The 14,332-nt window shown below is 45.1% G+C and carries 13 protein-coding genes and 1 pseudogene; 4 read left to right on the top strand and 10 right to left on the bottom strand.

The annotated features are described in order from the left end of the window. The first annotated feature begins 261 nt into the window (after window positions 1-261). On the top strand, window positions 262-1,551 hold the full coding sequence (locus D8S85_RS20270; protein ID WP_106624107.1) for an arginine deiminase: 1,290 nt from the start codon (window positions 262-264) through the stop codon (window positions 1,549-1,551). A 33-nt stretch (window positions 1,552-1,584) separates the two neighbouring features. Here the strand turns inward: D8S85_RS20270 and ubiE are convergent, their stop codons facing one another. Both ubiE and D8S85_RS20260 read right to left on the bottom strand, forming a co-directional pair. After that, window positions 1,585-2,277 carry a bifunctional demethylmenaquinone methyltransferase/2-methoxy-6-polyprenyl-1,4-benzoquinol methylase UbiE gene (ubiE, locus tag D8S85_RS20265; protein ID WP_127075635.1) on the bottom strand — a complete coding sequence of 231 codons (693 nt, stop codon included), beginning with the start codon at window positions 2,275-2,277 and terminating at the stop codon, window positions 1,585-1,587. Between the two features lie 142 nt (window positions 2,278-2,419). Next, window positions 2,420-3,460 carry a DUF2776 family protein gene (locus D8S85_RS20260; protein ID WP_106624105.1) on the bottom strand — a complete coding sequence of 347 codons (1,041 nt, stop codon included), beginning with the start codon at window positions 3,458-3,460 and terminating at the stop codon, window positions 2,420-2,422. 280 nt (window positions 3,461-3,740) lie between these two features. Between D8S85_RS20260 and D8S85_RS20255 the strand changes: the two genes are divergently transcribed. Beyond that, window positions 3,741-4,724 (top strand): virulence RhuM family protein, encoded by a 984-nt coding sequence (locus D8S85_RS20255; protein WP_106625195.1) that lies wholly within the window; start codon window positions 3,741-3,743, stop codon window positions 4,722-4,724. Between the two features lie 89 nt (window positions 4,725-4,813). Here the strand turns inward: D8S85_RS20255 and obgE are convergent, their stop codons facing one another. Both obgE and D8S85_RS20245 read right to left on the bottom strand, forming a co-directional pair. Then, window positions 4,814-5,806, bottom strand: a complete 993-nt coding sequence (gene obgE / locus D8S85_RS20250) for a GTPase ObgE (protein ID WP_106624104.1) — start codon at window positions 5,804-5,806, stop codon at window positions 4,814-4,816. Window positions 5,807-5,936: 130 nt separating this feature from the next. Continuing rightward, on the bottom strand, window positions 5,937-6,476 hold the full coding sequence (locus D8S85_RS20245; RefSeq protein WP_106624103.1) for a phosphoribosyltransferase: 540 nt from the start codon (window positions 6,474-6,476) through the stop codon (window positions 5,937-5,939). Between the two features lie 107 nt (window positions 6,477-6,583). Between D8S85_RS20245 and purE the strand changes: the two genes are divergently transcribed. After that, window positions 6,584-7,090, top strand: a complete 507-nt coding sequence (gene purE, locus D8S85_RS20240) for a 5-(carboxyamino)imidazole ribonucleotide mutase (RefSeq protein ID WP_106624102.1) — start codon at window positions 6,584-6,586, stop codon at window positions 7,088-7,090. A gap of 184 nt (window positions 7,091-7,274) precedes the next feature. After that, the gene (locus D8S85_RS20235) at window positions 7,275-9,335 is read left to right on the top strand and encodes a helix-hairpin-helix domain-containing protein (protein WP_228423283.1); all 2,061 of its coding nucleotides are present in this window, start codon (window positions 7,275-7,277) and stop codon (window positions 9,333-9,335) included. Window positions 9,336-9,434: 99 nt separating this feature from the next. Here the strand turns inward: D8S85_RS20235 and hisIE are convergent, their stop codons facing one another. The 6 genes and pseudogenes from hisIE to hisC form a co-directional block, all read right to left on the bottom strand. Continuing rightward, entirely contained in the window at window positions 9,435-10,046 is a 612-nt protein-coding gene (hisIE, locus tag D8S85_RS20230) for a bifunctional phosphoribosyl-AMP cyclohydrolase/phosphoribosyl-ATP diphosphatase HisIE (protein ID WP_106625194.1), read from the bottom strand. A 13-nt stretch (window positions 10,047-10,059) separates the two neighbouring features. Beyond that, entirely contained in the window at window positions 10,060-10,863 is an 804-nt protein-coding gene (gene hisF / locus D8S85_RS20225) for an imidazole glycerol phosphate synthase subunit HisF (protein ID WP_228423282.1), read from the bottom strand. A gap of 8 nt (window positions 10,864-10,871) precedes the next feature. Further along, window positions 10,872-11,576: a 1-(5-phosphoribosyl)-5-[(5-phosphoribosylamino)methylideneamino]imidazole-4-carboxamide isomerase gene (hisA, locus tag D8S85_RS20220; RefSeq protein WP_106624100.1), complete on the bottom strand. Its 705-nt coding sequence runs from the start codon at window positions 11,574-11,576 to the stop codon at window positions 10,872-10,874. Between the two features lie 5 nt (window positions 11,577-11,581). Then, window positions 11,582-12,165, bottom strand: a pseudogene (hisH, locus tag D8S85_RS20215) (imidazole glycerol phosphate synthase subunit HisH). A gap of 29 nt (window positions 12,166-12,194) precedes the next feature. Further along, window positions 12,195-13,292, bottom strand: a complete 1,098-nt coding sequence (gene hisB / locus D8S85_RS20210) for a bifunctional histidinol-phosphatase/imidazoleglycerol-phosphate dehydratase HisB (protein ID WP_106624098.1) — start codon at window positions 13,290-13,292, stop codon at window positions 12,195-12,197. Beyond that, window positions 13,289-14,329, bottom strand: a complete 1,041-nt coding sequence (hisC, locus tag D8S85_RS20205) for a histidinol-phosphate transaminase (protein ID WP_106624097.1) — start codon at window positions 14,327-14,329, stop codon at window positions 13,289-13,291. Before hisC ends, hisB begins: the two co-directional genes overlap by 4 nt. Window positions 14,330-14,332: the final 3 nt, after the last annotated feature.

The following is a 14,332-nucleotide window of genomic DNA, read 5'->3' as shown; positions in this document are numbered from 1 at the left end:
TTGCTCTAATTGAAACTAATGTATGCAATCCACTTCAAAAGTGGCGGAAAATGTTGAATTGCATGCTCAAAATATTAAAGATGCAACCAGCTCGAAGAGGCCGGACAACTCTTCGAGATACTGAAAGGGGTACATGACGTATCCCTTTCTTTCTAAAATAGTGCATATTTATTTTCGCTTTTTGCATAATTATAGTGGTGATTTATAAGGTTTATCAGCCTTTATGTCGTAATTTTGCCGGGTAATCAAAAAAACACATATATGTCTAAGATTGTAGAGGTAAATGTTCAATCCGAAATCGGAAAACTGAATGGAGTAATACTTCATACACCAGGCGAGGAGGTAGAAAACATGACTCCCGAGAACGCTGAGAGGGCGCTCTATAGCGATATTCTAAATTTATCAATCGCACGAAAAGAATACAAACAACTCAGTGAGGTTTTAGGTAAAATCACGACAACCTATCAAGTCAAAGACCTCCTGACAAACATTTTAAAAGACGATGCCACGAAACTGGAAGTGTTGAACCGCATCGAAAAGATAGAACCGTTCATTGCCGAGCATACACCCAAGGGATCGATCAAGGATCAATTATTGGATGAAGACGCGGAAGATTTGGCTCGCTTACTGATCGAAGGGGTTGAAATGAAACGCGACACGTTGACCAAATTCCTAAATAAAGACTGGTACGACTTGCGTCCGTTACACAATTTCTTCTTCACCCGCGATGCTTCCATGAGCATGTACAACGAAGTGCTTATCGGGAAGATGGCCAACGCGGTTCGCGATCGCGAGGCAATTATCATGCAATCCATTTTTGACTTCACTCCCGGATTTAACACCAAAACGTTGAATCTGGCTACAACTCCCGATCCCCTCCGTAAAATAACCATCGAGGGGGGTGACGTGCAGATTGCACGGGAGGATATACTGGTGATCGGGAACGGCGTGCGCACGTCAACCCGCGCCATCGATGCCTTGATGTATAATTTCATCAACCGGAACGAAGACAAGGTGCAACATATTCTCGTGCAGGAATTACCCCATTCCCCGGAATCGTTCATTCATTTGGATATGGTGTTTACTTTCTTGGACAAGGACAAGTGCATGGTTTACGAACCCTTGATCATGAGCCCGGGCAATTACCAGACGGTTCACATCAAGATTCAACACGGGAAATTGGTCAGCATCCGTCGGGAAAAGACGCTGTTACACGCCTTGAAAAAGCTGGGCATGGATTTGGAACCCGTGTATTGCGGTGGAGAGGACGAGACTTGGAACATGGAGAGAGAGCAATGGCACAGTGGTGCAAACTTCTTCTGCGTGGCCCCGGGTAAAGTGTTAGGTTATGCGCGCAACAACTATACCGTTGAAGCGATGAATAATGCCGGATTCGAGATTATTCGTGCTAATGACGTGATCAGCAACAAAGTCGATCTGAATAAATACGAAAAATACATGATCACCATCGAGGGATCGGAACTTCCTCGCGGAGGCGGTGGGGCAAGGTGCATGACCATGCCGATCAACCGCGATGCTGTTGAATGGTAAAAATAAAAAGAGGCTGATTTTTTCAGTCTCTTTTTATTTTTCTCCCTCGTACAAACTAGCGATCCCGAAAGTCAACCGCTGTTGCGAGACATTCGTGTAGCCGGCATCTCGCATTATATCCAAAAATTTCTTTCCCTGCGGAAACGCGAACACGGAAGCAGGCAAATATTCATACGCCTTCCGGTTGCCGGAAATCATGCCTCCCACGAAAGGCAGGATGTGTTTAAAATAGAAATTATACAATTGTTTCATCGGGAAATGTTCAGGTGTCGAAAATTCAAGAATGACCACCTTCCCCCCGGGTTTCAATACCCGACACATTTCCGCCAATCCTAATTCAAGATGTTCAAAATTACGCACGCCAAAAGCAACTGTCACGGCATCAAAAGTATTCGAATCGAAGGAGAGATTCTCGCTATCGCCAAATTGAAAATCAAGCTGGTCGGACAAGCCTTTTGCTTTCGCTTTCTCCCGTGCCACGGCCAGCATATTTTCTGAAATGTCGGCCCCGACCACTCGTTTCACTCCATGTTTCAACGCTTCGATCGAAAAATCGCCCGTGCCGCAAGCTATATCCAGCACCAAATCTTTCGGTCCGGCCCCGACAACTTTCATCGCCTTCCGACGCCAGCTTTTATCAATACCCATTGACAACAGGTGATTCAACAAATCGTATTTCGGGGCGATCCCGTTAAACATCTCCTGTACCTTTTCTTTTTTAGCCATGATTTTATTCTTTTATTTCGGGGGCGAAAATAACGAATTCTACCGCCTTTTAAAAGATTACAGACAAAGAATCGCGGCAACTCTCCAAAAGAGTACCCGCGATTCGGAAATATAAACTCAAATCAAAACCTCCAAAAGGATATTATTTACCGGAAGTCCCGCTTTCCAAAATACTAACAATCGAGAACAAGGAAAAACAGATACCTCCCAAGCCGATCAGCACCCGGGCAGGGACGAAGAACGCACTGTCAATCGTTGCCTCTTCAAAGAGGAACGCTCCCAAGAAAAGAGCCAACAAAGCGGTCATGACGGGGATCAACGGGATACGATTCGCCAGTTTGCATTCCTGACACCAAACCTTGGCGAGTAATAACACCTTGCTGGATATGCTGAAACAAACAAGGCCCAAGCCGATCAGAATAAAACCGGTTGTATTCACGGGGACAGGTGCTGCCAACAACTCGACAATTCCCCCCACGATGCAGATTGTCCCCATGAAAAACACCAATCTCGGCCAATATTTTCGGTCGTTCTCCCCATAATCATTCCTGATCTGACGAGATATAATTGCAACCAGCCCGATCAAACTCGTACAAATACAAGCCAACCCGGCCATCACGCTCCCGGCAACCCAATGATCGCCCCCGGAGCCAGACAACAATACTATCGCCCAAATCCACGCTACCGCGGAAAATAAAACGGTTAACCCGATCAACACCGTTTCCGCGGTGCCCGAAAAACCGTTAGGATTAATTTTATCGCTTGTCCCGCGTGAATTCACCGGAATAAGTGTAAATTTAGTAGATGAAGTTGCCGCCGTTGAAATACAAGCTGCAATCAACGACACGCCACAAATCACGTGTCCCGGGACAAATAAATTCCGCGGTTCAGGAGAAGTTATCCAACAAATACCCCAGATCATTGTTCCTAAAGCGAATAGATACCCCATGCCGGGCAATAAATATTTCGCGACAGGATTGTACGTGTGAATCAATTGTCGAATAATGGTGGCTGCCGTGGCAAACAACGCAATACAAAGCACGCCTAATGAAAATACGACCGGCCCCGCAACCCACCGTGCTTCATCATTCCCGTAAGCAAAGATATATCCTCCAAAGAAAAAACAAATCAATGCCATCAACAAGGGAATAAATCGAAACAGTACACTAATCCCGTAATTCATAAGTCATCTATTTAAATTCTTATGAATATACGATGATTAACGTATTCGGTTACCTTGTTTGCTTGAAAAAAAATTAAAATAAAAAATAGTAAGATTACTAATTTGGACGAAGTGTAGTGAATAAATGCAGGAAATGTCTACTTTTGTAAAAACAAATACGACAAAAATAGCGCTATTGTCTACTTCTCCAAGCCAGGGCAAAGGACTTTATAGATATGCTTAAAATCAAGCATTCAGAAAAAATGAACAACAAAGGAACAAAAGGAAACGATTTATGAATATGAAAGAAGAAAATAAAATAATACTCTATCAAGACGATAACGAAATTACTCGTGTATCTGTACGTTTTTTCGATGAAGATCTATGGTTGACACAAAATCAGTTGGCAGAAATATATTGTACCACACAACAAAATATCAGCCAACACGTGGATAACATATATAAAGATGGCGAACTTACGCTAGAGGCAACTAACAAGAAATTCTTGTTAGTTCGCCAAGAAGGCAATCGTCAGGTAAAACGTAACATTGACCACTATAATCTTGATATGATTATTGCTTTGGGCTATCGTATCCAATCGCAAGTAGCAACTCGTTTCCGAAGATGGGCAACCCAACGGCTTCACGAATATATCCAAAAGGGGTTCGCGATGGATGACGAGCGATTGAAACAAGGAGGGAACCGTTATTTCCGGGAGCTCTTGCAGCGTATCAGGGATATTCGCAGCAGTGAACGCAATTTTTATCAACAGGTTACGGATATTTATGCCACCGCAACAGACTATGATCCTCGCAGTGAAATGACCAAAACATTCTTTGCCACCGTACAAAATAAACTACACTATGCTGTTCATGAGAATACCGCCGCAGAAGTAATCTATAATCGTGTGGATAATGAAAAACCTTTTGTGGGAATGACCAATTTCAAGGGTAACTATGTAACTAAAGATGATGTGAAAATAGCCAAGAACTATTTGTCTGAGATTGAACTCCAACGTTTGAATCTGCTTGTTTCAGGTTTCTTGGATTTTGCGGAATTCCAAGCGTTAGAAATGAATTCCATGACAATGAAAGATTGGATAGAAGCACTGGATAGACAAATTATTGCTCATAAACGGAAAGTCTTGATTGACAAGGGAAACATTTCGCATAAACAAGCGATTAAAAAAGCAGAAAAAGAGTTCGAAATCTATCGCAAACGTGAAATGGATTTATTGGAAAGTGATTTTGATAAAGAAATAAAGAAATTGAAAGATGATAAATAACTTTATCATCACATTACGTAGTATATTGTTGAGATACCCTAAATCGGTTATATTAAACCGATGAAAATTTTCGATAAAAAAGCTGTTTGCTATTCTTCGTTCAAGACTCTCCACAACATGTCTTTCAATTCCATGATTCCACTCCCCGTTACGGAAGAAATGAACACGTAGGGAATATCCGGTAAATCTTTCTCCATCTCGGCCATCAATTCCTTGTCAATAAAATCCGATTTGCTGATAGCCAGAAGTCGTTTTTTATCCAATAACTCGGGGTTATATTGTTTCAATTCGTTCAACAATATTTTATATTCCCCGTGAATGTCCTTACTATCCGAGGGGACCATAAACAGCAATACTGAATTTCGTTCGATATGTCGCAAAAAACGCAATCCCAGACCTTTTCCCAAATGAGCACCCTCGATGATTCCGGGAATATCAGCCATCACAAAGGAACGGTTATCCCTGTAATTCACGATTCCCAGGTTCGGAACCAACGTGGTAAACGGGTAGTTCGCGATCTCCGGTTTTGCCGCGGAAACAACGGATAACAAAGTTGACTTACCCGCATTCGGGAAACCCACCAAACCGACATCAGCAAGTACTTTCAACTCCAGGATAACATTCCGTTCCACCCGGGGTTCTCCCGGTTGCGCGTAACGAGGCGTCTGATTCGTGGCCGAACGGAAATTCCAGTTTCCCAAACCACCGCGACCACCGCGGACAGCGATACAAATCTCCTCGTCTTTCGTGATCTCGCAAATCGTTTCCCCGGTATCCGCGTCCCGGGCAACAGTTCCCAGTGGAACATCTATAATGACATCTTGTCCGTCAGCTCCGGTACACAGATTTCCACTCCCGCTCTCTCCATCTTCGGCATACACGTGACGCTGGTATTTCAAGTGAATCAAAGTCCAGTAATTCCGGTTTCCCTTTAATATCACGTGTCCTCCGCGTCCACCGTTACCGCCATCAGGCCCTCCTTTGGCGGAACGCTTATCCCGATGAAGATGCATAGATCCCGGTCCTCCGGCTCCACTACGACAGAATATTTTCACGTAATCGACAAAGTTCGTTGATGCCATTCTTTATTATTTTAGATTTATGATTTTAAATTTTAAATTAAACTCCTCCGTCAGCTTCGCTGCCACCTCCTTCTTCCCCTGCCCGAGGGGAAGTACCCCGAAGGGGGGGAGGGAGTTTGTTTTTTCATTTTCAATTTTCAATTGTATAAAGGTCAGGATAATTACGCCCTAACCCGTCGTAATCCAAGCCGTGTCCCACCACGAAATCATTTTCCAGAGCAATACACTTGTAATCAATCGTCAAGTCGTATTTCAACGCTTTCGGCTTGTAGAACAAGGCTGCCACCTTCACCTGTTTCGGATGTTTCTCTTCCAACATTTTTTTCATGTGCATGATGGATTCTCCCGAATCAATCATATCCTCCAGAATTACCACGGTTCGTCCCGTGATATCTTCCCGCAATCCGATCAGGTCCTGCACTTTCCCCGTCGAGGATACCCCGGCATAAGAAGCGATTTTCACAAAACTAATTTCCGCCCCGTCGATTGTGATATGTTTCAACAAATCAGACACGAACATAAACGCCCCGTTCAACACTCCTAGAAACAAAGGGCGTTCACCTGCCAGTTCCCGATTCATCTGAGCTCCAACCCTCTGGATCTCCCGGTCAATCACGTCAGCCTCAATCATCAGCCGGAAACTCCGATCATGCAATTTGATTCTTTTCATCCCGTGTGTATTTCTCTTTTGAATGACAGACCTAGTCGTCTTTCTAATCCATTTTTTTATTTAACTTTGCGCAAAAGTACAACTTTGAATTTAAAATCCGGTAAAATATGGACCCAAAAGTAAGTATTATCATGGGTAGCACGTCAGATCTGCCCGTGATGGAAAAAGCCGCAAAAGTATTAAATGATTTTTGCATACCTTTCGAAATCAATGCCCTCTCCGCTCACCGCACGCCGGCTGAAGTGGAGTCTTTTGCCACAAATGCTCAGCAACGGGGTATTGAAGTGATCATCGCCGGAGCCGGCATGGCCGCACACCTACCGGGTGTTATCGCAGCCATGACGCCCATTCCCGTGATCGGTGTTCCCATCAATGCTTCTCTCGACGGGATGGACGCTCTTTTAGCCATAGCCCAAATGCCTCCGGGCATCCCGGTTGCCACCACCGCCATCAACGGAGCCATGAATGCCGGTATTTTGGCTGCACAAATCTTAGCCGTTGGCGACAGTACATTAAAAGCTAAAATCGTGGATTTCAAAGCATCTTTGAAAAAGAAAATCGTGGATGCCAACCAAGAACTGGCAAAAGTAAAATACGATTACAAGACGAATTAATCCACCCGGAAAGATTCAATGTAAAAATGAGGTGGTGTCAAAAGAAATAGCAGACTTCACAAATTAAACAAGATTTATAGGAAATGTCCAAGACATTTCCTACCTTTGAAACATCGGCTATTTACGTGTATATGGTCACGTAATTAATTTCTCGTTAACACGAATTTTAATCAAAACATATATCATGCGACAAATTATATATGTCGTTATTCTATTTTTTATTATCCCCAACTCCGTGTACTCACAGAGCATACCGGATATTGAAAAACTTTTAGAAGCAAATGATATAGAGTCATCGGAAGATTATTATGAAGATATGGTCAGTTCGTTGATTCATCTCTCCACACAACCGATAAACCTAAACTCAGCCGGATTCGATAGTCTCAAAATGTTATTTTTTCTTTCCGATGCACAGATAGACAACTTATTAGACTTCCGCAAGAAACACGGGCCATTCACTCACCCGAACGAACTTTTACTTGTCACCGGAATCAGCCAACAGGATTTATCTAATATCAAACCTTTTATCCGCATCGGCACATACGTACCCGAAAAATTCTCCCGTTATCACTTCTCGCAAGAAATTCTTGCCCGCTTGAAAACGACTCGTCCGAAACAAGCCGGTTACAAAAAATACAGTAGGGAAGCTTTTTTGTATGAAAAAGATTATCTCGCCAAAAAACAAACTCGCTTTCAAGGGCCTCCTTGGGGTACATTGTTAAAATACAAAATATCAAACAGACAAGGCTGGCAAGGTGGACTCACTTTGGAAAATGACGCGGGAGAAAACTATTTCACGAAAAACCAGAAAACGGGGTTTGACTTTTTTTCCGCCCACGTATGCTACACCCCGGACAAAATCATTCAGCGGGTAATTATCGGTGACTACAAATTGCAGTGGGGACAGGGATTACTGGCATGGAGCGGTTACTCTTCCGGCAAATCGACTTCCACCCTTAGTAACGAGAAATCAGGAAATGGCATTGCCCCCTACACTTCCACGGATGAAAACCGCTATCTACGAGGCATAGCCACCCGTCTGCACCCGACACGCACGATTACTACCGAAATTTTCGTTTCTTATAAGAAGACCGACGGTAATCTCACTGATCTTGACACGCTTACCCCGGAAGCCGTGCAAACCGCCACCCTTTACACGACAGGTTATCACCGGAACCTCTCGGAATGCGAGAAAAAACACGTCTTAAAAGAATTTACAACAGGCCTCTCCACCCGTCTAAATCATCGTTACTTTCGTATCGGCATTCAATTATTGCATTACAATTTTTCGCCTGCCCTAACCAAGGGAAAAGCCACCTACCAGCAATACAATGAAACGGGTGACCAACGCACACTTGTAAGCGTTGACTACAAAACCGGAGGTTACCATTTCTATCTATTCGGGGAAACAGCACGTAGTGACAACGGGACATGGGCTACCGTTAACGGTTTGCGCTACAGCGGGATTCCTAAACTCGCTCTATGTGCCCTCTATCGTCGCTACGATAAAGGCTATCGCTCTCACTACAATGGAGGCTTTGCCGAATACTCCAACACGACAAATGAAGAAGGAGTATACCTAGGTTTCGAAAGTACCCCTTTCCGCAATCTAAAAATCAATATCTATTGTGACCGGTTCCGTTTTTTCTCACCCCGTTATCAAGCCACCATTCCCGGCAAGGGGAAAGAGATCGTGGGAGATGTCACGTTCAACCGCTCTCGCTGGGATTGTTCGTTTCATTTTAAACATGAAGACAAACCGGAAGACGATAAAACAGGAGAAAAACTTCAATCCGTTTCCCGTGTGAAACAGGAGTACAGGTTCCAATTTACCTACTCCATCTGCGAGCGATTAAAATCCCGCACCCGGACCAGTTACACGCGTTACGTGAAAAAAGAAAAACAGGAAGGCGGTTACTTGTTCTATCAAGACCTTATGTACTCATCCCTCCAAACCAGCCTAAAAGCCCAGTTCCGATTTGCTTACTTCGACACGGACAGCTACAACACCAGGATATACGCCTATGAAAACAACGTTCTCTACGGTTACTCTTTCCCCGCTTTGTACGATCGAGGCATTCGCTCCTACCTCAATCTCAATTGGAAACCTTTCACCCTCATCACGCTCTACCTGAAAGCCGGTCTCACCTACTATCCCGATAAATCAACCATTAGCTCTTCTCTAACCCAAGTCAATGACAACAAACTATTTGATCTCTCTTTCCAAATTCGCATAAAACTCTAGAAGGACAAAAGCCCTTCTAGATTTTAAATTTTGGATTGGGAAACTTAATAATTTCCTCTCACACGCCATAGCCTCCACTCAACTTTTAGCTTTTAGTTTTTAACTTTTAGCTTTCCCATGTCTTCCCTCCAACACCCTCTCCACGTCCTCCAACCTGTATCCTTTTGCAATTAACAACACGATGTAGTGGTACATTAGATCGGCGGCCTCGTTCAGGAATAAATCCTCGTTATCATCCTTTGCCTCGATAACCAGTTCCACGGCCTCTTCTCCCACCTTTTGAGCGACCTTGTTAATCCCCTTCCCAATCAAGCGGGCCGTATAGGATATTTCCGGAGATGCATCTTTCCGTTTTTCCAGATATCGCTGCAAGTAAAACAAGAAATCCTTATTCACGTTCTTTTCTCCCCAGCATGTATCTTGTCCCGTGTGGCAAGTTGGTCCCACGGGATTCACCTTCACCAATAAGGAATCCCGATCACAATCTACCAGAATCTCCTTCACCAGTAAAAAGTGTCCGCTCTCCTCACCTTTCGTCCACAACCGCTGCCGGGAACGACTGAAAAAACACACCTTTCCGGAACGCTCTGTCTCGATGAGAGATTCCCGGTTCATATACCCTTGCATTAACACCACTCGTGTATCTGCATCCTGCACGATTGCCGGAATTAATCCGGCTGCATCAAATTTCAACTCTGTAATATTTACCATTTCATTAAACATTTTATCGAACAACAATACCTTTTTCTTTCAAGAAACATTTTAACTCCGGAATCCGAATCTGCCCGAAATGAAAAACTCCGGCAGCCAGCACGGCATCCGCTTTTCCCCGGGTTAAAGCCTCATAAAAATCTTCCAGACTCCCCGCTCCCCCCGAGGCGATAACCGGGATATTAACCAATTCCGCCACTCGTCCGGCGGCCTCACAAGCAAATCCCTGGTGTGTTCCATCATGATCCATCGAGGTAAACAAGATCTCTCCGGCTCCTCTTTCTTCCGCCTCCTTTACCCATGAAAAAAGTTCCCGGTCGGTAGCCATCCGGCCCCCATGACTGTATACTCTCCATTTTTCATTTTCCCGACGAGCATCTACCGCCACGACAACACATTGTTTACCAAACGCTGCTGCCAACCGATCTATCAAACCCGGGTCTTTCAAAACACTGGAATTTACAGACACTTTATCTGCCCCCTTCTTCAAAAGCTCCTCGACATCCCGTTCCGATGATATACCCCCACCCACGGTAAAAGGGATCCGCACTTGTCGGGCCACCCGTTCCACCCAATCTAACCGTGTACCCCGGTGATCGGAACTTGCCGTGATGTCCAAAAACACAAGTTCATCCGCCCCCTCATCAGAATAACGAGCGGCCAACTCCACAATATCCCCGGCATCCCTCAGATGCTCAAAATTTACCCCTTTCACCGTCCGCCCTGCTTTCACATCCAAACATGGAATAATTCTTACCGCTAATTTCCTCCCACAAGGTCCATTTTTTTCAATCATATACCCATTAGCACCATCCATTCTAAATTTTACATTTTAAATTCTACATTTTTCTCATAAAAAGCCTTTCCCACGATCACGGCAGAAATCCCCATGTTCTCCAACGCTTGAATATCTTCCATTCCACCAACTCCCCCGGATGCAATAAGCGTAATCTCCGGATAACGAGTCACCAACTCTCGATACAATTCCAAAGAAACTCCCCCCAGCATACCATCCCGGGTAATATCCGTACACATTACATTCTTCAACAGGGGTAAATAAGCTTCTATTAACTCGTATATCGTCGTTTCCGTTTCCACCTTCCACCCTTGAATGCATACATGCTCATTTCTCACATCAGCCCCGACAATAACCCGCCCGGCCCCGTATGTTTCCAACCACTCCCGAGTCTTCTCCCTATTTTGCTGGGCCATACTCCCAATACAGACAAACGAGGCTCCCGCATCAAACACGCGACAAATATCCTCATCACTTTTGATGCCTCCGCTAAAATCAACTTCTAGAGAAGTCGCTTCACAAATTCGTTCCAACACCCGCCAATTTACCACACGAGACGCCCGGGCTCCATCCAGATCTACAAGATGCAAACGCTTCATTCCCATAGCCTCAAAGCGCCGGGCTGCCTCCACCGGATCATCATAATAAGTCTTACACTCATCGTAATTTCCCCGGGTAAGCCTCACACATTTTCCTCCTATAACATCTATTGCCGGAATAACCGTTATCTTCATTTCTTTTACATTTTTAAAAAGTTTTCAATTATCTTTTCCCCAACCCCAGCCGATTTCTCCGGATGGAACTGACATCCCCAGAAATTATCTTTACGAATTGCCGCAGAAAAAGCCATCTGATAATCACACGTGGCGATGGTATACTCACTAAGAGGCACATAATACGAATGCACGAAATACACCATTTCTCCCTCGACAATCCCATCAAACAACCCGGACTTCACCCCCGAATCCCATTCCATCCCATATGAGGGACCTTACTACATTTCCCGAATTCTTTCACCCGCATCGGGAATATTCCCAGGCCTTCCGTATTCCCCTCCTCCGAATGAGCACACATCAACTGCATTCCCAAACATATCCCCAACACGGGCACTTTCAATTCCGGAATGACCCGATCCATCCCGCTTTCTTTCAGTTGTCGCATGGCCGTTGCAGCTTGTCCCACTCCCGGAAAGATCACCTTATCCGCTTCTCTTACCACCCGGGGATCAGCACTACAAACCACCTCGTATCCCAATCTTTCTATCGCCACCCTTACCGAAAACAAATTTCCGGCCCCGTACTCTATAATTACAACCCGTTCCATTTATGATTTACGATTTATGATTTATGATTTTAGATTTTTCCCTTCGTCGACGGAATCTTTCCCCCCGCCTCCTGCCGGACGGCCATCCTCAAACTACGGGCAAACGCTTTAAAAATAGCTTCTATCACGTGATGCGTATTCTCCCCTTTTGCCTCCACGTGCAAATTACATTTAGCTCCTTGACAAAACGAGACAAAAAAATGCTTGGTCATCTCCGTGGGAAAATCTCCCACGTACTCCCGGCTAAACGCGGCATTCCACTCCAACCAACTCCGTCCTCCCAAATCCAGCAACACCTCGGCCCTCGCCTCATCCATCGGTAAGGCAAAACCGTATCGTCCGATCCCTTTCTTCTCCCCTAATGCCTCCGAGAAACATTGTCCCAACACGATAGCCGTGTCCTCGATCGTGTGATGCTCATCCACTTGTAAGTCCCCTTTCACGGAAACCACCAAATCCATGCCCCCGTGTCGGATAATCTGTTCCAGCATGTGGTCAAAAAAGGCAATTCCCGTTTTCACCTCACCCTGCCCCGTTCCATTTAAATCTAGTGCAACCCGCACTTCCGTTTCCGCCGTTTGCCTTACTTGCACCGCCTGTCGGCTTCCCTGTTTCAGAAAACGCACCACCTTTTCCCAAGAATCCGCGGTTAAAACAATAGGTAAACTCTCCATCCCCTCCTTTCCCAGCAATATACCCCGAATCCCCATGTTAGCTGCCAACTGCATATCTGTCAGCCGATCGCCAATCACATAAGAATTCTCTCGATCCAGCATTTCATTCAAATATTTCTCAACCATACCAATTCCAGGCTTCCTCCGGGGAGAAGCGTCCCCCGGCATACTCGCATCTATCAGTATCTCGTCAAAAACAACTCCCTCGCCCGCCAAAGTTTTCAACATAAATTCATGAGGTGGCAAAAAAGCACCCATCGGAAACCGTTCCGTTCCCAAACCGTCCTGATTGCTCACCATGACCAACCGATAATCCGTCTCCCTAACAATCTCCCGCAAGGCTCCAATAACCCCCGGAATAAACGCCAATTTCTCCATACGATCCACTTGGTAATCAACCGGTGGTTCTTGTATGATCGTACCATCACGATCTATAAATAATATCTTCTTCATAAATCACCGAATTTCTTTAATCGTTTGATCAACAAATCATTCTCTTCCCGGGTCCCGATGGTTATCCGTAGCCCACAACTCAAGCGGGGTGGGATATGCCGTACCCGAACAACAATGTCCCCCTCCACCAAATAGTCGTACAATTCCCGAAAACGCTCACAACGGATCAAGACGAAATTGGCCTCCGAATCACAAACAACCTCCAGCCAAGGTAAATCCCTCAAAACCTCGATAACTCTTTTCCTCTCCCGCTTGATTGCCTCCACCTTCTTCAAAAAATCTGCCTCATTCCGCAAGACATCCAAAGCCCGCCGTTGTGTCAACGAACCGATATTATAAGGCGGTTTCACTTTATTCAAATAAATCACCAATTCCGGATCCGCTACACAAATTCCTACCCGTAATCCGGCAAGTCCCCATGCCTTGGACAGGGTTTGCAACACGACAACATTCCGGCAAGCCTTCTGCAAAGTAACAGCCGACGGCATATCGGTAAAATCGATATACGCCTCGTCTACCACGACAATTCCATCAAAACGAAGTGCCACCTCTCGGATGCGTTCCAAAGGGACCACGTTTCCCACCGGATTATTCGGCGTGCAAAAGAAAATTATTTTCGTAAACTGATCCACGCTATCAAACAACGTGTTCCACCCCGGTTGGAACTCCTCGTCCAACTCCAGACACCTTACCTCCACGTCATTCACTTGTCCGCACACCTCGTACATCGAATATCCCGGTGAAAAAACAATGATATTATCCCGTCGGGGTGTACATACTGTTCGGATCAGCATATCGATCAATTCATCACTTCCATTTCCCAGCACCAGCCGGGAAACCTCCACCCCTTTTAATCTCCCGATCTCTCGCTTCAATTCCCGCTGAAACGGATCGGGATAACGGTTATATTCCGATGCAAACGGATTCTCGTTTGCATCCAACAATGCCACATCCGTTCCTTCAAATTCCGCACGGGCACAGGAATACGCCTGTAACTCCTTTATATTCTCCCTTACGATATCACCCAATGCCTTCATTCC

It is taken from the genome of Butyricimonas faecalis, from assembly GCF_003991565.1.
Lineage (GTDB): Bacteria > Bacteroidota > Bacteroidia > Bacteroidales > Marinifilaceae > Butyricimonas > Butyricimonas faecalis.
The sequence above is the reverse complement of the archived record's forward strand: the minus strand, read 5'-3'. Positions and strand labels throughout refer to the sequence as shown.

Bases quoted from the DNA above. Each gene is read 5' to 3' on its own strand.
- obgE (WP_106624104.1), bottom strand. From the start codon at position 5,806: ATGGCATCAACGAACTTTGTCGATTACGTGAAAATATTCTGTCGTAGT.
- D8S85_RS20235 (WP_228423283.1), top strand. From the start codon at position 7,275: ATGCGACAAATTATATATGTCGTTATTCTATTTTTTATTATCCCCAAC.
- purE (WP_106624102.1), top strand. From the start codon at position 6,584: ATGGACCCAAAAGTAAGTATTATCATGGGTAGCACGTCAGATCTGCCC.
- D8S85_RS20260 (WP_106624105.1), bottom strand. From the start codon at position 3,460: ATGAATTACGGGATTAGTGTACTGTTTCGATTTATTCCCTTGTTGATG.
- hisB (WP_106624098.1), bottom strand. From the start codon at position 13,292: ATGAAGAAGATATTATTTATAGATCGTGATGGTACGATCATACAAGAA.
- hisIE (WP_106625194.1), bottom strand. From the start codon at position 10,046: ATGGTAAATATTACAGAGTTGAAATTTGATGCAGCCGGATTAATTCCG.
- D8S85_RS20255 (WP_106625195.1), top strand. From the start codon at position 3,741: ATGAAAGAAGAAAATAAAATAATACTCTATCAAGACGATAACGAAATT.
- hisA (WP_106624100.1), bottom strand. From the start codon at position 11,576: ATGAAGATAACGGTTATTCCGGCAATAGATGTTATAGGAGGAAAATGT.
- hisF (WP_228423282.1), bottom strand. From the start codon at position 10,863: ATGGATGGTGCTAATGGGTATATGATTGAAAAAAATGGACCTTGTGGG.
- D8S85_RS20245 (WP_106624103.1), bottom strand. From the start codon at position 6,476: ATGAAAAGAATCAAATTGCATGATCGGAGTTTCCGGCTGATGATTGAG.
- D8S85_RS20270 (WP_106624107.1), top strand. From the start codon at position 262: ATGTCTAAGATTGTAGAGGTAAATGTTCAATCCGAAATCGGAAAACTG.
- ubiE (WP_127075635.1), bottom strand. From the start codon at position 2,277: ATGGCTAAAAAAGAAAAGGTACAGGAGATGTTTAACGGGATCGCCCCG.
- hisC (WP_106624097.1), bottom strand. From the start codon at position 14,329: ATGAAGGCATTGGGTGATATCGTAAGGGAGAATATAAAGGAGTTACAG.